The following is a 26,253-nucleotide window of genomic DNA, read 5'->3' as shown; positions in this document are numbered from 1 at the left end:
TTTTAAAAAAAATAAAAATTTTAAGAGGTAAAATTACCTCTTAAGGTTCAATAATAATTTTGTTTGCGATTGCAGTACCGTTATAACTTGTAGTAATAATATATTCAGATACGGCAGCGCCTAATCTAATATTCAATGCTGCATAACCGTCAGCATCAGTGGTACGGGTATAGAATACACCGTTGATATTGAATCCTACTTGTTGACCAGGGAACGGATTACCTTGACCGTCGACTAACAATGCTCTGAACTGATCGGAAGTTCCGTATTTTTTAACCAGGTCATTAGCGTATAGGATAGGCAATACTTCAATGTTATTGGATACCATACATTCACCGTACATTGCTGTGATAGTGTAGTTACCTGCATCTAAATTGATGTTCAATTTAGCTTGTCCGGATGCGTTGGTCTGGCGAGTGTAGAATACACCGTTGATGTTGAATGTTACGTTTTCACCTGCACCTACGACTTTACCGTCAGCGCCTACAACAGTAACAACATACTGTGAACCGTTTCTGTAGTATTTTACTAAATCTGTGTTATTAACTATATTGGATAAAACAGTGACAAGGTTTGAATATTCCTGACCGTTTTTCGGATTAGTAGCGGTGATAATATATTCACCAGGGTTTAAGTTAATATTCAGTTTAGCTGTACCGTTTTCATTGGTTTTACGTGTGTACATTACACCGTTGATGTTGAATGTGACTTCAGTTCCGTTAGCTAAAGGATTACCTTGACCGTCAAGGAAGGTAGCATAATATTGGGAAGCGTTTCTGAACATTTTTACCAAATCATCAGCAACTACTGTGGATAAAACAGTGATGCTGTTTTCGATTGTGGAGTTAGTGCAGTTTCCAGTACCCACATATGAAACGGAACCTGTGTAATTACCAACGTTTAAATTGATAGCAATTGAAGCGGTACCGTTTTCATTAGTGGTTCTGTTATAGGTTGCACCATTAATTGTTAAAGTTACGCTTTCATTAGCCAATGGTTTGCCGTTCATATCTGTTAATTTCAAGACGTATCTGGTACCGTTTTTGTAATACATCACTACATCTTCAGCCTGGATGATGACCCTTTGCATTGCAGGGGTGTTGTTGGCAACGAGTGTGTCTCCAACAATTAAATCAACAGCAGCATCACCAGTGTAAGCGGCAGCAACAAGATAGTTATCTGTTACAGAGCCTGTTCCTTTTGCGTCTACAGCAAATTCACCGGTAGTTGTAATGTTGTTGTCGGTTACAGTAGCATTACCTCTTACAATGTGAACACCGGTTGTTTCGATACCCATTGAGTCATAGCCTGCAGGAGTACCTTCGTTAGATCCGGTAGCATTGATTGTATTGCCTTCGATTGTGATATTAGCAATTGCGGATGCAATACCTGTTGTGTAGTTACCGTTCAATCCAACTGTGTTGTTTCCAACAATAGCTTCACTTCCGGATAAGGACATTCCAAATACTGTATTACCTGCAGCAGCAATAGAATTATCAACAATTTCAGCTTTGACATCTCCTGCCCAATTAGCAGTGTAAATACCGTAAGCGGAAGTACCGTTAACAGCAATTATATTATCAGCAATAATACCGTTTGAGTTACTTTCAACATCAATACCGCATGAGTAATCCTCATTATCAGCGAGAATCATATTGTCATCAATTTCGAAATATTCGCCTGCAATAACCAGTCCATATCCATACGGAGCACCGTCAATAGCAATAAAGTTGTCAGTGACAAGTACATTATCCCCTTTGATGTTTACTGCATAAACAGTGTCATAAGTACTCATTTGGTCGTTAGCGTTTACATCAATAGTATTATTATCTAAAACAGCATTGTCACAATTGAATAATGAAACACCAACTGAATAAACAGTGTTTGTAGTCCAGTTGATGGAACGTGAAGGAAGATCTGCTATAATATCATTATTTGAAATAGTTAAATTATCACTGCCTTCAGCATAAATAACATAATTTATAAATGTGCCATCGGTTTCGACACTGTAAACAATTGTATTGTTGTCAATTACAGTATTTTCAGAAAGAACAATTTCAACAGCAAAGTTATCTGTGTCATTTGCACCTTCAATATCGAAGTTGTTGTTAATAATCTGAATGTTGTCAAATTCATAAACACCTAACTTGGATTTGCCGATGAAATTAAATCCGTCAACAGTGACATTATCGGATACGATACTCATAGCAATAGCGTTTAAGGTAGCATTATCACTTAATAAGGTAATTGGCTTATTGATAGTAATAGTTGGTACTAAATTAGAGAATTCGCCGATGAATGTTAAATTGTCTGCTGTGATTTGTTCTCTTAAAACACCGTCATCATCGAAGTAAATGTAGAATGTGTCGTTTGTTAATTTATAATCCAATTCCATTTCAGGGGTGTTGTTAACAACTAAAACACCGCCGTCTTGAGCGTAATCAACTGCAAAGTCACCAGTCAATAATTCAGCATAAAGTTCATTGTCAATTACAGTACCGTCCTTTTGGACTTCAACAGCATATTTGGAGTTTGAAGCAATGTTGTTGTTGGTTACTGTTGCATCTATACCTATAACTTTAACACCGATAGTTTGAACACCCATCATGTCGTAGCCTAAAGGAGTGCCGACATTTGAACCGTTTGCAATAATTGTATTGTTGTTAATTAGAGTGTCGTTAGCAGCAGTAATGATACCTGTAGTGTAGTTACCTTGAACAATGATAGCATTATTTTCAACTGAGATTTCACTGCCGGATAAGGACATTGCAAATGCGGAGTTAGCATTAGCTAAAATCATGTTATCAGTAATGTTTGCTTTTACGTCACCAGCCCAGTTAGCAGTGTAAATACCGTAAGCGGACACATCAGCAACTGCGTAAATTAAATTTCCTTCAATAAAACCATCGGAAGCACCGTCAATTTCAACAGCACATGCATAAGTACCGTTTTGACCAGCAAAAATCATGTTATCGGAAATATCGAAGTTTTCACCGGATAAAACGAGAGCATATCCGTAAGGAGCTTCAACAACACCCATCTGATTTTCAACGAGGGTTGCGTTGTCCCCTTTGACGTTAACTGCATAGATAGTATCATAAGTACTTATTTGGTCATTGGATTTGACACCGATAGTGTTGTTGTATAATACAGCATTATCACAGCCGTCCAAGAAAACACCTTGGGAGTAAACCATACCTGTACCCCAGTCGATGGAACGGGCAGGCAATAATGCAACAACAGTATTTCTTGTAATAACCAAATTGTCAGAGCCTCTAGCATGAATAGCTATGTTTTGGAAAGTTTCATTGGTTTCAACACCAAAGGTAATATTGTTATTGTCAATTAAAACATCATCAGACATTATAATGCTGATTACATTATTATTGTCATCAGCGACACCGTCAACAAATATGTTGTTGTTGATGATTGAAACGTTTACAGCATCTTCAACATGAATTATTTCAGGTAATGTTTCGCTGACAAACATGAATCCGTCGACAGTTACATTGTCGGATTGGATATTGAATGACATGTCGCCTAAAACTGCATTGTCGCTTAATAACTTAACAGGTCTGTCAATGATCATCCATGGAGGGAGATTTGAGAATTCACCGATGAATGTTAATGATTCGGAAGTGATGTTTTCCCTTATGAATCCGTTTTCATTGAAGAACAGGAAGAATGTGTCGTTGGTCAAGTTGTAGTTGGTTGCGTTTGCTATAGGGATGTTGTTTTCGACTAAAGCATCACCAGAAGTGTCGCTTACACTGTCATCACCTAATAATTCAGCAGAGACAAGGTAATTGTCAGTTATTTCACTATAATCATCAGTGCTGATTATTGTAAAGTTTCCGGTTGAGGTGATTGCGTTGTTGTGGATTTGGCTTTCACTCATTGCAAGAATACCTACAGTTTGTGCCGGAATCATGTCTCCAACTTTTTTGGTACCATTTTCACTACCTAAAACATTGATTTCATTGTTGGTAATTGATGCGATATCGTCCAACATCATAGCTGAAATACCCATTGTGTAATTACCTTCCATATATATTTTGTTTCCGTCGATGAGTGCTTCAGATCCATATAGGTTCATAGCATATCCTGCGTAGGAATTGATTGCAATATCATTGTTAGTGTACTCCATTTCACCAGAATATTCAAAATTATCCCAATCCATTGAAGCATAAATTCCGTAAGCCACATATGGTGAATATAAATCTATGATATTACCGTCAACAGCACCGGATGATACAAATTCAATATCAATACCGCAAGCATAATATAATTCGGAATTAAGTGTAATTTCATTATTGGTAATGAATGCTCTTCCTGTAGAGATAATACCGTAAATACAATCTTTACCGTTAGCAATGATAGTATTTGCATCAATAACAGCCATATCTGATTTAACATCAACTACATAAATTGTATCATAACCATATTCAGTTACAATATCTGTAGCAGTGAGGTCTATAGTGTTGTCAGCGAATTCCAAACCAGTCATGTCCCTAAATACGATACCTTCAGAAACAGGGAAGCTTACATAGTTACCGGATGTAGCAGGAATTTCTTCCCATATAACATCAACAGAAGGAATAGCAATTTCAAAGGTGTTTTCTGAAATTGAATCAACAGCAGAGTTTTCTGCATACATTGCATTATTGATAGTTGTACCTCCGGTTTTACCGACAAAATGAATTCCATTGTTCATAATTAATACATCAGTATCATTTGCAAGATAAATTGCATAGGAATCAGCTAAACCAGTATCGTTTACATGGATAGTGTTTCTTTCAGCGGTTAAATTGGATCCTATAACAACTAAACCTTTTCCAGTGGAAGTTATGTCATTATATGATAAAGCGACTTTACCACCTTTTGCATTGATTGCGACATTGTCAACACCTAAAGAATCGTACCCTAAAGGAGCGCCGACATTGGAACCTTCCAAAGTAAATACGTTATCGTTAACTATTAATACTTTGGCGTTGGAAGCAACACCAGTGGTATAATTACCGATAGCTTCGAAAGTGTTTCCTTCAACCACAGCTTCGTTAACGCCGAACAATGAAACACCGAAGAAAGTGTTAGCAAGACCTTCAATTTTATTATTGCTGATGTTAACTGAACAACCCATACCATACCAGTCAGATGCATAAACAGCGTAAGCTGAAGCAGGAGCAATAACAGAAATATTATTGCCGTCAACTACACCAGATGAAGGATTGCCTATTTCAACACCGCAAGCATAATTTGCAGTACTGCCAACATTAATTACATTGTCAGATACACTGAAATTATCACCATCGACTTTAATACCGTAAAGATAGTCGATTTCACTTAAAGCTTCAATTTTATTGCCTTCAACAGCAACATTGTCTGAAACAGTAGCGTGAACTACATAAACAGTAGGATACAAACCAACAGACTCATTGGTAATCAAGGTAATGTTATTATCAGTGAATGCTAAGTTATCACAAGCAGCAAAGACAATACCTTCACTGATACCGAAACCTGTACCCCAATCAAGATCACCGGCAGGAATTTCAATTTCAACAACATTTTCTTTAACTTCAACATCTTCAGAACCTAAAACATAAATAGCAAAGTTAAAAGCAGTACCATTGGTTTTACCAGTGTATGAAATAACGTTAGCCTGAACATTTAAGTTATCTGCATAACATGCGAAAATTGCAAAAATGTCTCCTGCATTTTCTGCACCTTCAATATCCATTATATTTTCAGATATTGCTATGTTAGAAGCGTTATCAATTGAAATTGTGCTTGTTTGAGCGTCATAAGAAACAAAATTTAAATTGCTTATTGTAGAATTATCACTTCCTGAATTAAAATAGAATGATACATTAGTAAGTACATCACTAGATGAGTTAGAAGTGATTGTTAAAAGTTTATCAATTACAAATTCTTTATCACTAACATTTCCGAGCTTGATTGTATCTCCATCAGAAATGTTAGAATTTTCGAGAATTGCTCCTGTTTCATTATCGAAATAAGTATCATAATTACTATCATCAATAACGTACTCGGAAGCAGATAAAATCTCGTTATCCTGTACGAGAGCGATACCGTCATCGGATGCTGTAATATCCTGTGCGCTTACTGCACCGAGAGACAGTACCAATATTAATAAAAATATGGATAAATATCTATATTTCATAAATGATTTTCTCCTAAATTTATTTGAACAATAAATAATATAAAAACTTAATATGAAATTTTTATATGACAAATATTATGTACTTATTATTAATTAAATATTGCGAAAAATGAAAAATATTCAAATTACCTTTACTGAGTAATAAAAAATAGTTTACTTTTAAAGGAGTTTCTTCTCTTTGATTTCCTTTTTGAAATAGAGGTATTTGGATTCAATGACTTTTCTTATATTCTGAGCTGTTATCTTACCTATTCCCTCGACTTCCATAAGCTCGTTTTCAGAAGCATTGAATACCTTATCAACAGACCCGAAATGTTCCAATAAGTTTTTAGCATTTACCGGACCGATTGCAGGCAAAGATTCCACAATGAACAGCTGCTGTTCCCACAGACTTACCGGCTTTTTGTCCGTTCTTATCTGAATATTGGTCTTTTCACCGCTTTGCTCCCTTATGGCAATTCTTTTAATCATTGCTGCAGTATCCTGAGCATCACGGGTTGGAATAATGCTGATGCCGAAATCAAGAGCTATTGATGCGATGGTTCCCCTGATTGCATTTGGATTGACCATGCCTGAGTATAAGTCATCACCTTCAAGAATCATCAGAGGCCTTTTGAACTCCTCGGACAGTTCACGGGCCTGCTTGAAGAGACGCTTGTCAATCATTGAGCTTACAAAGTCCTTGGCGGTCTTTCTTTCAATTGCCACTTCATCGCTTACCTGATAGTCTGCAACGGCCATTGAATGAACCTTAACGTCCATTTCCATTTGTGACAGGTACCTGATTACCTTTGAGTTTCCCTCACGGGAATCCGCATAAACCACAGGCAGTTTTTCCTCCTTAGGCTTATCAATTACCTTGACCTTTTTCTCATTGTCCATTCTTGCAGTGGCTGAATCGTTCAATTCCTTCAGGACCTTAGGATTAATTAGCTGATTTTTCATGTTGTCCTCTTTTCTTACGGAAGACCAGTAATAACCCTCATCACGGGTTCCATTAGTGATTAGCACCTTTACACGACCGGTTCTTTTACGGCCGGTTCTTCCACGGCGCTGAATCATCCGGACTTCGGAAGGAACAGGCTCATAGAGTACAACCAAATCAACGGCAGGAATATCGATACCCTCCTCTGCAACGCTTGTGGATATCAAAACATCATATTCGCCCATCCTGAATGCCTTGATAATCTCTTTTTGCTCTTTTTGAGTAAGTCCCTTTTCACCATCCTTAGTGGCCTGTCCGAAGAATTTTGCTGATTTGATTCCTTCACGCTCGAGCTTTTCATGAATCATTTCAAGAGTGTCCCTGAACTGAGTAAATACGATGATTTTAGATGCCTTTTCATCCTGCTTATTGTCATATCTTGCAGTCTTGAGAGTGGTCTGTCCGTCACCGGTTCCCAGTTCCTTTTTCAGTATTTCAGCTAAAGCCCTTAGTTTAGGATGTTCCCAACCGTTATTTTCAGCATTGTGAGCTAATCTAACGGCACGTGAAAAGTTAGGATCATTCATCAATGATTTTGATGCCTTGGTTGTCTTTTTTCGCAGCCTCTGAATATACTTGTTGAAAGGATGAACTCCCTGAGTTTCAACAAGCTCCTGGGCATGCTGGATATTTATAACAGCACTTAAAATGGAAATCGCCTGGAACAGTTCCTTTTGAGGATTTGTGGTTCTTGCAATTTCACCCTGAATGCGACCTCTTGTCTTTAATATGTCAACTTTGGTAACAGACACCGTCTTTAAGATTCCCATGTTCTTGAGAGTTTTAAGTCTGATTTTTAAAGCCTTGTCAAGAGAATTATTAATCTTTTCAAGCTCGGGACTCATGTCAATTCTGACCCAATCAATCTTAACGGGATTGAAATAAGGCTTTACGTCCGTGTCGTTTTCGGTTTTGACTACGACATTTTGAATATACAGGTTTTCACAGACTTCCTTGATTTTGGATTTGTCGGAGCCCGGTGAAGCAGTCAGGCCCAAAATCAGGTTATAGTTGGATTCCTTGACATATCTTGAAGCCAGATAGACATATGAATATGCACCAACACCATGGTGACATTCATCAAAAATAATCAGTGAAACACTACTTAAATCATACCTTCCATTCAACAGGTCGGATTCGACAGTCTGGGGGGTTGCTGAGATTATTCTGGATTCTTCCCATCTTTTAACGCGATCGTCTGTTTTAACGGAACCCGTTATGGATGCACACGGCAGGTTTAAAAACTCCTTGAAACTTGACTCATGCTGAATGGCCAAAGGTTTGCTTGGAGATAAAATTAGAACCTTGGAGTTTTTTACTTTCTGCAATCTGTCCGCTGCAACAAGGATTGCTACAATGGTCTTACCTAAAGCGGTAGGCGCAACAACCATAGTATTTCCCTTTTTCAAAACATCCCCAGCCAACACTTGCTGATAAAGTCTTGACTCGATAGAATCCTTTTTAATTAGCGGATGTTTGATATAAGTAGTCATAGTTAAAGTTTAGTCAATAGCTATTTATAAAATTAGTGAGAGCAGTTGAACAGTATTCGTGACCCATTTTTTCCTATAATTTACAATAACAGATAGAATGCTATGGATTCTAGACACTTAAAATATAATTTTTTCAAAGTAAAAAGTGAATTTGCACTAAAAAAGAAATATTACGTCAATTTTAAAAAAATAAAAAAGGTTAAAATGAATTAACCTTCTTATAAAGTAACTTTTACCGTATTTGCTATAACGGCACCAATCGGTTGATACATTGAAGTAATGATGTATTCACCCGGAATAAGGTTAATGTTTAACCTTGCAATACCTTCATCATTTGTTGTACGGTTGTAGAAGACACCGTTGATGTTGAAAGTAATTGTCTGACCTGCATAAGGCAATCCCTGACCGTCAACCAATGTCACTGCAAACGGACTGGCAACACCATACTGTTTGGTTAAATCAGACGCGTTAAGCACAGGTTTGACAGTGATTGAATTGGAGACAAGACATCCTTTATAATCCGCAGTAATAATGTATGTGCTAGGACCTAAGTTCAAGTTCAGCCTTGCAATACCCTGATCATTGGTTTTACGCTCATACAATACACCATTGATGTTGAATGTAACGATTTCACCAGCACCGGCAACGGTTCCGTCCTGTTTAATTACTTTAACAGTGTATCCGGTTCCGTTTCTGTAGAATAGCTCAGTGTCCTTGTTGTCGACTAATAATGATTTTACAATCAAATCAGTAGCCAGTTTCTCGCCGGTGTCAGTTCTCTCAGCAGTTACTATGTATTTGCTTGGCAGGAGATTGATTGCAATGCTTGCGCTTCCGTCAGCTTTAGTGACACGGTCATAGAAAACACCGTTGATGTTTAACCTGATAGGAATATCGGCCAATGGAGTACCGTTCTGTGAAACTGTAACGTAATAACGAGTACCGTTTTTAAACATCATTGTAATGTCAGTTGCATTCAATGTTGGTTTTACATGAACGTATGAAACAACCCTATCATCATCAGCCTCAACAGAGACTTTGTAGTCTCCAGGGTTTAAATTGATAGCAATTGAAGTCTTACCTTCAGCACCGGATGTTCTTGTGTAATTCTGACCGTTGATTCTGATAACGAGTGTCTGGTTAGCCACAGGGTTTCCAGATTTATCCTCAACAGTCACATAGAACCTTTCAGAGCCTCCGAAATACTTGGTAACTTCAGGAGCGATTATGACAACATTAACGTCTTTCACATCAATTGAAGCATTATAGGAAACGTTATAATACCTGTCGTCACCTGCATAGAATACAGTGTAGTTATATGTGCCAATGGTTAAATTTGAAACCGCAATGGTAGTTTTTCCAGAGGATAAATTGTTTTTATATGTTTCATTATTGATTGAAACTGTTACCTCACCGGTAGCGTCATTATCGAGTGTAATTTCAAATAAAGCATCCTGGCCAACACCGATATCATCAGCAATGACATTCATTTGAGGAGAAGACTTATTGAATTTCACGACAAATTCGTTGTGGTAGAAATCCCAGTCCCCATAAATTGTTTCTTCACCATGATCAAATGCTACAAAAATATATGTGCCTTCCTCTAAAACACCTAAATCTATTGCAACAGGACCTTTACCGATAAGTTTATCCAAAGAGTCTTTTAAGTAAATTGCATCATCCTTAAATATCGCATATTCATTAAACCAGGTTACGAATCCGGCCCATCCTTCACCATCATAATCTGGGAAATATTTATTGAACCAATCTCTCCATTCAGGAGACCATTCAGGATATATTTCTTCAGAATTGTTGATGTTGATTATAAGTCCGTAATCATCCCAGTTGCCTTCAGGAATATCTGCATAGATTATTGTATGCTGGCCATCATCCTCAATAGATGAACCCATTGTGAAATTCATGTCACCTTTTTGTTTTATTACACTGAAATTTCCACGGCCAATTTCAATTGGAGTTGAATTGTCGCCTTTAACCAAATAGACAACAGCCTCATATTCGCCCACAAATCCATATTCATTGAAAATGCTTTGATTAAGTAAACCAAGTGGAACAAACCTTAACTCAACGAGTTCCATTTCACCAGTTTCCTCATTTTCCTCATAATACAATATGGTTTCGTTGAATGCCAATTCATCATTAATATAGATTAAAATCCTGTTTGATTCATTGAGTATATTTTCAGCAAATTCGAAAGTAAACAGGAATGGTACAGCATTTGGGTATCTGGATTCATTACCGATATTAACCGCAGCATAATCAGGGTTTATTTCATATGTAAAATTTTTCTTAAATATTTCTAGTTCATCAGCACCATCTGCAGCACCTGTGAATTTAATTGTAACCTCATATTCCCCTTCAGAAGTTATGTTTAAATCATCTAATGAAATTTCACCATCTGAACACCAGTGCAGATACTTAACACTAAGCCAATTAAACACATCATAATCAAAATCACCGCTATCCACCAATTCAGAAACGGCAGGATCATTTACATCATATATTCTTCTATTATCATCCCATGCGCCTTCGCCTTTTGGATAGAATACGATATATTCCTTGTCAATTTTTTCATCATTTATATATAATACATATTTTGAATCAAAGACACCTGCCTGAGATTGAGGGTTGCCGTCAAAGTATATTGCAATTGTAGTAATATTCGGACTATAAACATAATCTCTGACTTCAATTTCAGTGAACTCCCATACATAATCCGGAGTCATATAAGTAAAATTATAATCCTGACTTTTTGAGACATCCGCTTCGCTACCATTACCATAATTAACTGTGATTTTTGTTGTTTGAGGAGTAACACCTAATTGTGAATGGTAAATTAAATATCTCTCTCCATCAAATTCTAATCTGGAGATATTTGTTATTATCAACGCAGGATTTTCATCATCATTTAGATAAATTGCGATAGTTCCGTTAAGGTCTCTTACATCACCATCACGAAGGAAAATATCTATAATAACTGTGTCATGACCATATCCGATAACTACAGAGTCTTCAAATAATGGGGCAAACAAACTAATTTCAACATTTGAAATAGGGTTAATTTCACCTTCGACTTCCAAACCGCCATAATTTACTTTAAGCGTATGTGACTTTTCTTCATTAATTTCTAGCTCCCGTGAGCCAATTACATAACTTTCATCATCACGTCTTAAATCTGAAATAGGAATTGTAATCGTTCTTGAATTATCAATTAAAACAATGACATTTTCAGCACCGGTTACATAATTTGAAATTATTGCGAAACAATCTTCATCCTTACTAATTATAGTTTTAGAAGGATTAATCTCAATGCTGGTATCATCATTTTGAGCAATTTGAGGTGAGTATAATGTAATGATTAATTCCCTCCAATCATCATTATAATCCACATGCACATAATGCTGCCCAACAGTTAAATTCAAGTCTCCCACAGGAAGAATGTAGAAATCACCATCATTTTCTAAATCAGATAAATTACATGAGAAATATACATCATCTTCCGGGAAATCCCAATTTTGGTTATCATTGATATAAACCTTAATTGTTTCATCGTCACTTTTTCTGAATGTGAAGAAATTATCATTTTTCCATTGTCCATCATCATATGTTACAATTTCACTGTATCCCTGAGAAAGTCCATCTTCATCTTCTATCATATTAGTCCCGCGATAATCTATGAAACTATCTTCATCATACTCATTTACAAATGAGAACCATTCAGAATAAGAGTATATTTCATCACCGGTAGAGTTTATTATAATAATATTAAAGCAATATAATTCACCCTCTTCAATTCCCAAATCATCTTTATACCATATAGGAGAATATGTGTAATCATCAGGAGTGATTTCATGAATGATATCATTTTCATTTACTCTATACAGATTACCTTCCTCGTCTTCCTTTTTGATAATAATTTCAACAGTTCCATTTGAATTTTCAGGACAGAAAAGACGGAAATTCTTATTTTCATAATTAATATATGTTCTAAAAGTATCATTTTCAAATAATGCGACGATAATTGTATCTTCACGAATGATTTTATCATTGCATTTAACTGTGATGTTATACTCGCCAGCTTCAGAAATTCCTAAATCTTGCAAAGACCAATCATGATATGGGAAATCTTCCCCTTCTTCAAGTTCAATATCCCAGGAAATACTGTTTTCATCATCTTCATTTATAATAATGAAAATCTTGCCTTCACTGCCATCCATCACGTCAACATTTATTACCCAGCCTTCAGAATCTGTGTAAAGTGTTCCTCTTTCGTCATCCTCATTCCATACACCTACATTGATTTCAGAATCAGAAGAAGTGGTTCCATTAGAAAGCACCTCATTTTCAAAAACAGCAACAACATCATCATTAACTTCCTGTGATAAAGCTAATGTGTCGTCATTTACAGTTTGATCAGCATCATCGGCCGCTGAAACACAAGCAAGCGAAACAATGAAAAGAATCAGACATAACATAAATAAAATTTTCTTATTCATTTTTCTTACCTTCAATCAAAACTTAATTAAAATAAGCAATAATAAAAAATGCTTAAATTAATACTTAAAGTTCTATCAAAAGATATATATATATATAGTGATTTGAATTTTTTAAGGCCTTATTGATAGAAAATTGATGAAAATATTATTGAAAATGATAAAAATAGTGAAAAGATTTGACGAATTGTATAGTCTAAAAAAATAAAAAAAGAAAGGTTAAAATGAATTAACCTTCTTATAAAGTAACTTTTACCGTATTTGCGATAACAGCACTAATCGGTTGATACATTGAAGTGATAATGTATTCTCCAGGAATAAGGTTAATGTTGAGCCTTGCAATACCATCAGCATTTGTTGTACGGTTGTAGAAAACACCGTTGATGTTGAAAGTAATTGTCTGACCGGCATAAGCCAATCCCTGACCGTCAACCAATGTCACTGCAAACGGACTTGCAACACCATACTGTTTGGTCAAATCAGAAGCGTTAAGAACAGGTTTGACAGTGATTGAATTGGAGACAAGACATCCTTTGTAATCCGCAGTAATGATATATGTGTTAGGACCTAAGTTCAAGTTCAAACGAGCAATACCCTGATCATTGGTTTTACGTTCATACAATACACCATTGATATTGAATGTAACGATTTCACCAGCACCTGCAACGGTTCCGTCCTGCTTGATAATTTTAACAGTGTATCCGGTTCCGTTTCTGTAGAAGAGCTCAGTGTCATGATTGTCAACAATTAAGGATTTTACAATCAAATCAGTAGCCAATTTTTCACCGGTGTCTGTTCTCTCAGCAGTTACGATGTATTTGCTTGGCAAGAGATTGATTGCAATGCTTGCGCTTCCATCCGCTTTAGTGACACGGTCATAGAACACACCGTTGATGTTTAACTTAATTGGAATATTCGCCAACGGAGTGCCGTTCTGTGATACAGTGACATAGTATCTTGTACCGTTTTTATACATCATTGTAATGTCATTTGCGTTTAATGTTGGTTTTACATGGACGTATGAAACAACACTGTCATCATCAGCCTCAACAACAACCCTGTAGTCTCCAGGATTCAAATTGATAGCTATTGAAGTCTTACCTTCAGCACCTGTTGTTCTTGTGTAATTCTGACCGTTGATTCTGATAACGAGTGTCTGGTTAGCCACAGGGTTTCCGGTTTTGTTCTCAACAGTCACGTAGAACCTTTCAGAGCCTCCGAAATACTTGGTAACTTCAGGAGCGATTATGACAACATTAACGTCTTTCACATCAATTGAAGCATTATAGGAAACGTTATAATACTTGTCATCACCAGCATAGGATACAGTGTAGTTATATGTGCCAATGGTTAAATTTGAAACCTTAATGATTGCTTTTCCGGAAGATAAATTGTCTTTATATGTTTCGTTGTTGACTGAAACAATCACTTCACCGGTAGCGTCATTATCAAGTGTGATTTCAAATAATGCATCCTGGCCAACACCGATATCATCAGCGACCACATTTAATGTTGGAGTTATTTTGGAAACTTTAAATGAAGCGGAATCGGAAGTTGCCAAGTGATTTTTGTCACCATCATAAGTTACTAAGACTTCATATTCGCCAACTGTTAAATCGGAAACTGGGAAGTTAATGTTTCTGGATGTGATGTCAATTGTTGTTTTACTTACAACGCCGTTGGAATCACTTACGGTAACATTCAGTTTACCGCTTTCATCACCTGCAAGAGCAATCTTGATATTTGCAACGTCACGGACAGAAATATCATCTGCTGTGACTGTGATGTTGGAATTAACCTTATTTACAGTTACGTTTTTAGTAGCGCTTGAAGAGCTTAAGTTTACATTTCCGGCATAGCTGGCAGAAATTACATATTTATCCGCATCCAAACCATGAACAGTGATTTGACCTTTACCGTTGGTTAGGGTAACGTCATAATTTTTACTGCCGACACTGACTGATATTTTACCGGCGACAGAATCACTTAAGGAAACACCGATAACCAAATCACTGCCGTAAGCAACATTGTTAGCTGTTATTGTAATTGATGTGGATTTTTTACTGACCTTAGCGGATGCGCTTGCACTGGCAGGTCCGAAGTTTGCATCTCCACCATAACTTACTGAAATCGGATAAGTGTTTGGAGTCAAATCAGATACAGACAGACTGGCTTTTCCTTTATTTAATGCTACAGTGTAATCCTTACCGTTAACTTTGATGTTTACATTTCCTGTTACGGCAGCACTGGTGCTGACATCGATAACCAGGTTGCTTCCGTACTGAATATCATTGGCAGTTACAGTGAGTGTTGGAGTACCTTTAACTATTGCCTGTGAAGTGTTTTGAGCTGCGTTGAAGTTGTCATCACCAGCATATTTTACAAGCAAATCATAGCTTCCTGCACTTAAACCGGATACTGTGAATTTCGCATGAGCATTAGTCAGGCTTTGGGTGTAGGTTTTTGAATTGACTGTTAAAGTCACATCACCTGTTGCACCATCTGATAAGTAAACGTCAACGATTAAGTTTTCACCTGCAAGAATATTATCAGCAGTTATTCTGATATTGGTGGTATTTTTATCGCCGTATTTATTGATGAATTGTGTGTTAGTTACTGTTTTTTTATTGGCAGCATAAATATAATCATTCATGTCTGTTGAATTGTTTATGAAAGTGGAATTTTCAACTACAAGATTTTCACAGTATATATCAGAAACTATTACACTACCCACATTTCCCGTATCAATACTGTTTATAGTGTTGTCGCTGAATACTGAATTGGTAACAACAACATCTTCCCCATTAATTGTACAAACATTATTGTCATACCTATCAGTAGCATTGTTATTTATGAAGTTAGATTTGTCAACACTTATGTCGTCACCGGAAATGACATGTGAATAGACAGTGTTATTGACAAAATCGGTGTTAACAATTGTCAGATTTGCATTTTCCGTATAAATCACATGATAGCCATAATTATCTTCAAATTGACAGTTGCTGATAGTGATATCTGAAGATTTATACTCATCATAGTAGTAGAGGACATTAGATGTGAAATCCGTGAAAGTCAAATCGTCAAGTGTGACTTTATCTGCAGCAATACGGATATTTCCGCGAAGACCGTTTCCATTAATCTCATGGCCATTACCTTTAATTGTAATGTTCTTATTAATGTTTACGGCATAATTCTGTTCATGGCAAATGTAATCCTTGGTTAAAACAATGGTATCACCGTCGGTAGCATTGCCAATTAGATTTTGTAAATCTTCAAATGTTCCGTAAGAATCATCGATGACAGCCAAACTGCAGGTTGTAGAACCGACATCATATTCTTCATTGCCTAAATAAGTTATATTGGCATCATATAATCCGGCACCTACATTGCTAATTGTGAAAGTAGTATTTCCTTTTATTAATTCTTTTGTCTGTTTGAAGTCGCCTAAAGTGAGTGTAACACTTCCTGAAGCAAATATTTCATCCTTCAATAGATTAGTGACAATCACATTAATGCTTACAGTTTCACCTAACTTATAAACATAAGACTCAGGCTGTGCAAAAATTTCAACTTGTTTTTTATAGTCGTTTGGTTTATTGTTTGTGAAAATACAATTTTTCATGCTAAGTACATCACCATAAATAGCACCAGGTTTTGTATTTGCAGTATTATTTATAAAAGAACAGTCAATTGCAGTGACATTTCTTCCATAAATTGCGCCCCCACACTCCGTAGCTGTGTTATTTATGAAATTGGAGTTAATTACTTCAAGATTTCCATATGAAGCAATAGCACCTCCGGAACAAGGGAAATCATAAACAATGTTTCTATCAGCAAAGTTATTTTCAAAATTACAGTTTTTGACTGTTAAATTTCCATAGGATACAATTGCACCACCATTACTATATGAATGACCATTAACAAGTGTCATATTGTCTAAAACAACATTAACTCTATCAATATAGAACATCCTGGCACCATCATTAGCATCGATGATATTTCCATTGCCGATTATTGTTATATTTTTATCCACATCAATTGCGCCCGGATCAACATATTTGTCATAAATGCAATAATCCGTTAAATAAATAGTGTCTCCATCACTGGCATTATTAATCATTTCCTGCACATCTTTAAATGTTATGAATTTACCGTCAATAACACGCAAGTTCTCAGTTTCAGAATACTTCTTCAAATATTCATTTTCAGGATATGTTACATTTATTTCATATGTTCCTTCAGCCAAATCAGACACGATTAAACTAGCATGATTATTGACAATACCTACTACAGTTTCATCATCATTTACACTGATTGTGACATTTCCAAAAATGAAAGTCATATATTCCGGAAACTCCACATCAATTTCAACACTTTGACCCGGATGAACGACTGATGAATTGAGTTTAATATTAAAGTCAATCCACAGTTTTTCGAGAACATAATCGTTATTGACAAAGGCACAGTTGTCGTCAATATTTGCATATAATGCATAAGCCCATATTGCTTCACCTTTGTATGCGGAATTATTGGCAAAACTAGAATCAACAACACTCAAATTATTTTCAGCATAAATAGCACCACCATAATTACCGGCATAGTTATCTACAAAACTGCAGTCAGAAATATCAGTATTGCCTACAGCATAAATAGCACCACCATCACCACCAGCATTATTGCCTACAAAATTAGAACCAATAACTGTCAAAGAATCATAAGCATGGATAGCACCACCATTATTACCGAAATTATCAATAAAATTACAGTTAACAACTGTCAACGGATTATAAGCATAAATAGCATTGTCAGATGCATTAACGAATGTGAGATTCTCTAAAACAACATTTCCATCAATAGTGAATATCCTGTTATGATTTCCGTCTATAATTTGGTCACCTGCTATTGTGATATCTTTATATATGGTAATTTCATCATCGATAGCAGGATCATAGATACAGTAGTCCGTTACATAAACAGTGTCTCCATCATCAGCATCATCGATAAGCTCCTGTAAATCCCTGAATGTGATGAATGAACCCTCGATGACTCTGATTTCAGTTCTTCGAGAAGAGGATTCAAAATACTCATTTTCATCATAGGTTACTTTTACATCATATGTTCCTTCAGTTAAATCAGACAATACCCGACTGGCCTGCCTGTCAACAATTTTCACAGTTTTTTTATCACCATTTACGCTGATAGTGACATCTCCGAATACATCATATTCAAATTCCACAGAAATTTCAACATTTTGACCTGGATTAACGATTGATGAGTTTAAACTTAAAGTGAAGTCAGATGAAACTTTTTCAAGAATATAATCGTTGTTTTCAAAGGTACAGTTGTCAATAGTTGCATATAAAGCATGCGCCCATATTGCTTCACCACCACCATACTCAACGGAATTATTGATAAATTTGGAATCGGAAACAGTGATATTGCGTAAAGCATCAATAGCGCCACCATCATCTTCAGCGAGGTTGTCTTTAAAGATACTGTCACTTACAGTCAAATCACCAGTAGAATAAATAGCACCACCATCACCCTCAACAGAGTTATTTGTGAAAATAGAACCACTAACAGTCAAATCACCAGTAGAATAAATAGCACCACCACGATAAGCAGTATTTCCTTCAAAAGTACAATCATTAACTGTCAAAGCACCATCAGAATAAATAGCACCACCATAATCACCATGATTATTTATAAAACTACAACCATTAACAGTCAAATCACCATCATCACAATTAATTGCACCACCATCACCCCAATACTGAGCATCAGTGAATACAATATCATTTAATACAACAGTAGCATAATTAACAGATAAAATTGAATATTCATCATTTCCATCAATAGTATTGCCATTTCCAATTATCGTTAAATCCTTATCTATGGAAATTGGACCTTCGCCATCATAAATACAATAATCAGTTAAATAAATGGTGTCACCATTTTCAGCATCATCAATGAGCTCCTGCAAATCCCTGAATGTGATGAATGAACCGTTAATAACTCTGAATTTGGAAGTTTCTTCAGAAGAGTAATAATATTCAGTTTCATCATAGGTTACTTCCACATCATATTTTCCCTCAGCCAGGTTAGATAATACCAAACTAGCACGATTGTCGACAATATCCACAGCTTTTACATCACCATTTACGCGAATATTGACCTTACCGGATACGTCATCGTAAAATTCTGCAGAAATTTCAATATTTCCTCCAGAACTGATAACTGAGGAGTTTAAATTTAAACTGAAATCAGAAGAAAATTTACTAAGAACATAATCGTTGTTTTTAAAAGTACAGTTGTCAATAGTTGCATATAAAGCATACGCCCATATTGCTTCACCATCACCATAATCAAGTGAATTACCAACAAAAGTGGAATCAACAACACTAATGTTACTTGAAGCATAAATAGCTCCACCACAACTACCAGCAGAATTATCTGTGAAAATAGAATCAACAACAGTCAAATCACCAGAAGAATAAATAGCACCACCATAATCATCTTCCGCAGAACATTCTGTGAAATTACAGTTAATTACAGTAAATGATGAACCATATGATACTATAGCTCCACCTGAACCCCATCCCCAGTTAGAAAAACCGTTGATGAAGTTAATATTGGTTAAAGTAATGTTATTTGAATTTATCTCGAAAATTCTGGAAAAGTGATTTCCGTCAATAGTATATCCATTACCATTAACAGTAATAGATTTACTAATATCAACACCTCCTCCTTCAGAATCACCATCATAAGTATAATTATTTTCCAGATAGACTGTTGAGCCTTCATCAGCATCATCAATCTTCTTCTGCAAATCATCAAAAGTACCGCCATCAGCACTTTTTAATATTTCTACATCATTTAGAGATACAGATAATGTATCGTCACTTAGGGTTTGATCAGCATTATCCGCCGCTGAAACACAAGCAAGCGAAACAATGAAAAGAATCAAACAGAGCAAAAATAAAATTTTCTTATTCATTTTTCCTACCTTCAATCAAAACTTATTAAAATAAGCAATAATAAAAAATGCTTAAATTATAATTAAAAGTCTATTAAAAGGTATATAAAAATATGATGATTTGATTTTTTTAAGGTCTATTTAAAAGTATTTGGTGAAAAATATTCAATGGAACCTACAGAAGCACTTACTCCATGGTTACCTGATTACCTGAAAGTTACAAAAATGCTTTATATAAGTTAAAATATGCTATTAACTACAAAAATACGGAGAACGATAAAATGAGTGAAGTTATAGAATTTTTAAAAGAAAACCCTTTAGTATATTTAGCAACCAGCGGATTAGACGGAAACGCAAAAGTAAGACCAATTCTCTTCTATTTTGAAGAAGACGGAAAACCATACTTCTGTACAGCAAACAACAAACCTATGTTCAAAGAACTGGACGCTAACCCTAACCTTGAAATTACAGCTGCAACCCCTGAATTCCAATGGTTAAGAATTGCAGGTAAAGCTGAATTCACCGACAGCATTGAATTGAAACAAAAAGTAATTGATGCAAATGAACTTGTAAAATCATTATATGAAACCGGTGAAAATCCAGTATTTGAAGTGTACACTGTTTCCGGAAAAGCTACAATTGCTGACTTTTCAGGTGAACCTCCAAAAACATTTGAATTATAATAAATCATTGACACAGGATTTGAATTTAGTTGCGGCTTCTCCAATAGCTACAATTAAATCACAATCTGTTGTCAGTGCCTTTTCAATACCATCCCTAACCTCATCATAGCTTGCGCCGAGAGTTCCTTTTTTTACAAAGTCATCGACATGGTCAAAGAGTATCCTCTCAGACAGTGATGAATCCTCATGAAGTATTTCATTAGCTATCCTTTGTGAAGCGGCGGATGCCGGGACAATGTATTTTGAGTATTCAAGTGCATTTTTAAATATTTCACAATCGCCGTCATGGCCTGATTCGGACGATACCGTAATGACGCATGTAAACTCTCCAAAGAGCTTTTCAAACTGATTCAGGACAGTCTGAACGCCTGCAGGATTATGTGCGTAATCAACGTAAATCTCTTTTGAGCCAGTATCTGCTACCTTTTCCATCCTTCCCTCAACACCAGTGAAGGTTGCAACTGATTCCAAGATTTTATCATAAGGCAATTTTAAGAATTCATGAGCTGCAATAATGACACCAGTAACGTTATATACATTGTGAAGACCGTCTATTGCCATTTGAACTTCCAGCTTTTCCTCAGGAGTGTGCAAATCGAACTTACGGTTTTTCAAATCAATATTTGTTGCGATATAATCCACTTGAGGGGTTGTAATTCCGCATGGGCAGAAGTAATATCCGCAGCCCGAAATTATTTCCTTTACCTTGATTTCACGTCCGCAGACACATTCTTTGGGTTTTACGCTTTCAGGAGTCCAGTCAATACCGAACGTTATCAGGTCACCTTCGAAGTTGTATTCCCTTAAAAGTCCCATTATTGTCGGATCCTGTCCATTAACTATCAGTTTTTTGCCGTTGAGTTCCTCAATGAACTCTCCCTTTACATGGGCGTAATCCATGAAGCTTCCAAGGCAGTCCAGATGATCGGGAGTGATATTCGTTATTAATCCGGCCTGTATTTCAGCGCAGTCCACAATCCTTTTTACGGTTCCGGGAACTCCGAATGTTCCGACTTCCAATATTGCCACATCCCCATGAAGTCTTGACTGTAAAATCGGAATGTATTCAGCATTTCCCTGCATCTTTTCAAGATTGTGTTCAGTAGGCTCGATTCCATTGTCATAGGCTATCTTTTTAAGAAGTGTCGTGGTTGTTGTCTTTCCGTTTGTCCCAGTTATTCCAAATACCGGCTTTTCTGTGTGGAAATTGTCAATCACATCATCCAATTCAAACAGGGCCTTGTCAATCTTTTTAAATATTGCTGATTTTTTGGACAGGCTTGCTGGAGGAACAATATAATCTGCCTTTTCAAAAAACTCATCGGGAGTTTCGCCGTAAAACAGCTCTATGTCATAGCCTTCAAGGGATTTTGAGAATCTGCATTTTTCCGCCGAAGAGAGATCTGTTCCCATGACATCATATCCCCTTTCCTTAAGTATTCTTGCAATCAGATTGCCGTTAGCTCCGCAGACACCAATAATACCGAATGTTTTAGTCATATTTATTACTTCCTTTCTCGAGTCCTTTCATGATTTTTTCAACGGTCGTGAGTCTGTCATAAGCAATTAACGGTCCCATATGCAGTATTATGTCGCCGGGCTTTGAATATTTGAACGTTTCGGCAGCGGCAATCTCTATGTTTTCAACGGCAACTTTGTTGATTTTTGGATTTGTTATAGCATCCAGAAGTTCATATGCGGCTTCCATTTCAACGTCCTGTGTCACCTCATTGAATCCGCTTGCAATGACTGTCTTTATGTCATAATTACTTACAAGCTGGCCGACTTCGGCCTTGTCACGAACGGATAATGTGTCAAAGTGATCCAGAAACAGGACCACACTTTCATCCTTAAAGTAATCCAAGGTTATTTTCATCCCGTCATAGAGAAATGCGGAGTCTAAAATCACTTTTCTTCCATTATAATCTCCAACATCTTCCATGTGGGCAGGCAATCCCTTAAATTCAGTTAATGCATCGATTATATCTTCCTTTTTAACGCCGTATGTCAGTGCCACGGCACTTGCCGCAACGGAATTTTCAAAAAAGTAGCTCATCATGTAGAAGGGCGTAGTAAAAGAATCATTTTTATATTGGACAGTCAAGGATTTATCACCGACGGTACCTTTAAAATCAACATCTTCATCTAAAGCATAATATAATGCATCGTTTCTTTGAGTATTTATCATGTCGAAACATGAGTGATTTGCGATGAATGTTTCGGACATCTTTTCAAGAATCATTTTTCTCTGCTGGTACTTTTCAAGGGAGCCTCCGAATTCGGACAGATGGTCTTCTGCAATGTTTGTTAAAAGACCAATTTTAATATCCAAACTGTTTAAAAGACCGATTGTTCCATGAGGAAGCTCAAAAATCGCAATGTCACACTCATCAGCCTTGCCTTTAACTATTCCATCAATAATCGCTTCGGAAACCAGGTTATTTACCAGAGATGAGCAGGACCATACCTTATAACCTGCCTGCTTGAAAAGGGTGGTCGTGATGAATGTTGTGGTGGTCTTTCCCATAGTGCCCGTTATACCAATAATATCGACAGGAATCAAATCATTAACTATTTTGGAGAACTCTTCATTGGTTAAAACATGTACATCAGACTCTTTAATTAGTTTTGCGATTGGCGCTGAATCAGGAAGTGTCGGCGGAGCATAAACCGCTTCGATTCCATCCAGATTAGGATTTTTATTGTTCATATCCAATTTTATGCCTTCATTTTCCATCTGATTTAAAATTCTTTGAACATCGACTTTAAAATCAGTGATTTCCTTTAAATCCGTAACAGTGACATCATGGCCCAGATGATTAAGCAATCTTGCAACAGGCCTACTTGCATTTCCTGCACCAACAACTAAATAATTCATGAAAAAACAATCCTTATAATTTATCTCATATAATAATATGAGCACACTTAATAAATAAGTTTAATTAAAAAAAAGAAATTTTAGGCTAACACGAGGATTATTTTTCAAATCTTCTGATACGTGTTACGCCGATTGTAATTAATATTAACAATAATACGAGAATAGGATTTCCTGTAGGATAAGCAGATAAATCTATTCCTTCACTTAAAGCATCTGCATGATGAGCGTCAGTGTGATTATCCGTACGGTTATCAACAGGATCGTTGCGATATACAAGGATATCTGTTATGGTATCGTTTGCCTCGTATTTTTTATCTCCTGAGTATGATGCATCTACATCCCAGTCTCCTTTAACTAATCCAGGAACATCAAATACTGCTCTTCCGTTTTCAACCTCTTCAGTGTATTTTTTACCGTCAACAGTAATTGTTATAGTACCGGTTGCATCTTCAGGAACCTTTACGACAACTGTTGCATGTTCACCTTCTTCAATTTTGTCTCCTGCAGCATTGATAGGAGTCTTACTTTTGATAACAGTAAATTTCACAGTTGTTGTGCTTGGCAGGTATTTGTCATCACCCTCATAAGTTACTAAAGCAGTGTATTGTCCGCTTGGAAGTTCCGGAATGATAACGCCGGCAACACCGTCACCGATTATGGTTGCATAGTATCCCACATCACCAATATTGACAAGCACTTTTCCGGTTGTGTCTTTTGGAAGGACATAAGCGGAAATTATCTCATCCGCTCCGACATAGATGTCCTGAGCTTCTGCGGTTATGTTTGTAGGACGTTTGATTACTTCAAACTGACCGGTTGTGTAGTTATCTCTGTACTTATCATCACCGCTGTATTTAACAGCAACAGTCTTGTTTCCGAATGCTAGGCCTTCAACATCGAATACTGCTTTTCCATCTTTTACAGTGTTAGAATATTCTTTACCGTTGATTTCAATGGTAACTGTGCCGGTTGCATCTTCAGGAACTGTTACCACAACGACTTCAGTGTCTCCGACATAGATGTTTTGTGCAGATACGTCAATTGGAGCATAGAGTTTAGGAATGTCAACCGTAGCGTTTTTAACAGACGGATTGTTTGTGTCGTCACCTGAGTAGACTACAGTGATATTATGTTCTCCAGGAGTTACATTGGTCAAATTAACAATTGCAGTGCCGTTGATTACAGGTGCAGTGAAGTTCTGACCTTCGACAGTGATTGTGACATTTCCTGTAGCATTGCCCGGAACAATGACAACAACAGTTCCGTTTCCTTGATCAATCACTTCAATTTCGACATTTTTATTGGTTACCTTAAAGACTGTTGAATTAATAGCATAAGAGTATTTGCTGTCTCCATTATATCTTACGCTTACAACATATTCTCCGACAGGCAATCCTTCAATTACAAGCTCGCCGTTTCCTCCGCTTACAGCAACAATATATTTTTCGCCTTCATTATATGATGCGCTCAATACACCTTCATTTAAGTTGAAGACATATTCCTCACCGTCGATTACAACAGTTACGTTTCCTGTAGCATCATCAGGGACAATCAGTTTGATGTATTCCAGTTCTCCAACTGTGATGTCATGTGCAATTGGAATTACGAATGGTTTGACCTTATTAACATCGAATAATGTAATATTGGATCTTGACAAGTACTTATCGTCACCTATGTAGGTCAGGTTCACATTGTATTTTCCGCTTGGTATGTAAGGCACGCTTACAAATCCTTCACCGCAGGTTACATTGACATAGTATTGAGATACTCCATCGATATCCACTAATACCTGACCGGTTGCATCGGCTGGAACTTTAACTTTAATGATTACGTTTTCACCGACATTGATGCTTTCGATTTCACCGCTTACAGTTGAATTGTGTTTGAATACTGTGAAGTTTGCAGTTGTGAAGTTTCTGACATATTTATCATCCCCAGGATAACTTACGGCAACTGTTTTGACACCTGCAGTCAGGTTTTCAACCACAAACCTTGCAACACCGTTTTCAATATCAGCAAAGTACTCTTTACCGTTGATTTCAATTCTGACTTTGCCTTCTGCATCATATGGAACAGTTACGTTGATTCTTGCAACATCTCCGACATAAATGTCATCCACATCCACAGTGATTGGAGCTGTGAGCTTAGGAATAGATGCAGTTCCGTTTACTGTTGAATTGGTGTGAGTGTCATCACCAGAGTAGATTACAGTAATATTGTGATTACCAGGAGTAACATTAGTCAAAGTGATAACAGCAGTACCGTTAACAACAGGACCAGTGAAGTTCTGACCTTCAACCTCAATAGTCACATTACCAGTAGCATTGCCAGGAACAACCACAACAACAGTACCATTACCCAAATCAACAACAGTTAACTCAGGAGCAGTTTTCACCTTATCAACAGTGAAATTACCAACAGTATGATTAGCAACAAAGTTATCATCACCAGGATACTCAACAATCACAGACTTAGGACCCGCAGTCAAATTCTCAACATAAACAACAGCAGTACCATTAACAACAACACCAGGATACTCCCTACCA

General features: G+C 36.6%; 8 protein-coding genes. 1 reads left to right on the top strand and 7 read right to left on the bottom strand.

Going from position 1 to position 26,253, the window contains the following annotated elements:
• Window positions 1–40 precede the first annotated feature (40 nt).
• The 4 genes from ACKI2W_RS04335 to ACKI2W_RS04320 form a co-directional block, all read right to left on the bottom strand.
• Complete coding sequence (locus ACKI2W_RS04335) at window positions 41–6,181, bottom strand: hypothetical protein (protein WP_407379604.1); 6,141 nt, start codon at window positions 6,179–6,181, stop codon at window positions 41–43.
• A 159-nt stretch (window positions 6,182–6,340) separates the two neighbouring features.
• A complete protein-coding gene (locus ACKI2W_RS04330) occupies window positions 6,341–8,659 on the bottom strand; it encodes a DEAD/DEAH box helicase (protein ID WP_407379602.1) in 2,319 nt (772 codons plus the stop codon).
• A gap of 218 nt (window positions 8,660–8,877) precedes the next feature.
• Entirely contained in the window at window positions 8,878–13,173 is a 4,296-nt protein-coding gene (locus ACKI2W_RS04325; protein ID WP_407379600.1) for a hypothetical protein, read from the bottom strand.
• Between the two features lie 235 nt (window positions 13,174–13,408).
• Window positions 13,409–20,167, bottom strand: coding sequence for an Ig-like domain repeat protein (locus tag ACKI2W_RS04320; RefSeq protein ID WP_407379598.1), 6,759 nt, complete (start codon window positions 20,165–20,167; stop codon window positions 13,409–13,411).
• 260 nt (window positions 20,168–20,427) lie between these two features.
• On the opposite strand from ACKI2W_RS04320, the gene ACKI2W_RS04315 reads away from it, so the two are divergent.
• Entirely contained in the window at window positions 20,428–20,829 is a 402-nt protein-coding gene (locus ACKI2W_RS04315) for a pyridoxamine 5'-phosphate oxidase family protein (RefSeq protein WP_407379596.1), read from the top strand.
• On the opposite strand, the gene ACKI2W_RS04310 is transcribed toward ACKI2W_RS04315, so the two are convergent.
• The 3 genes from ACKI2W_RS04310 to ACKI2W_RS04300 all read right to left on the bottom strand — a co-directional run.
• Window positions 20,824–22,329, bottom strand: coding sequence for a Mur ligase family protein (locus ACKI2W_RS04310; protein ID WP_407379594.1), 1,506 nt, complete (start codon window positions 22,327–22,329; stop codon window positions 20,824–20,826). The two genes, ACKI2W_RS04315 and ACKI2W_RS04310, sit on opposite strands and share 6 nt — an antisense overlap.
• Entirely contained in the window at window positions 22,322–23,707 is a 1,386-nt protein-coding gene (locus ACKI2W_RS04305) for a Mur ligase family protein (protein ID WP_407379592.1), read from the bottom strand. The genes ACKI2W_RS04310 and ACKI2W_RS04305 overlap by 8 nt, the downstream gene beginning before the upstream one ends.
• A gap of 97 nt (window positions 23,708–23,804) precedes the next feature.
• A partial coding sequence (locus ACKI2W_RS04300; protein WP_407379590.1) for an Ig-like domain-containing protein occupies window positions 23,805–26,253 on the bottom strand: 2,449 nt, incomplete at its 5' end.

The organism is Methanobrevibacter sp., from assembly GCF_045603845.1.
Lineage (GTDB): Archaea > Methanobacteriota > Methanobacteria > Methanobacteriales > Methanobacteriaceae > Methanocatella.
The sequence above is the reverse complement of the archived record's forward strand: the minus strand, read 5'-3'. Positions and strand labels throughout refer to the sequence as shown.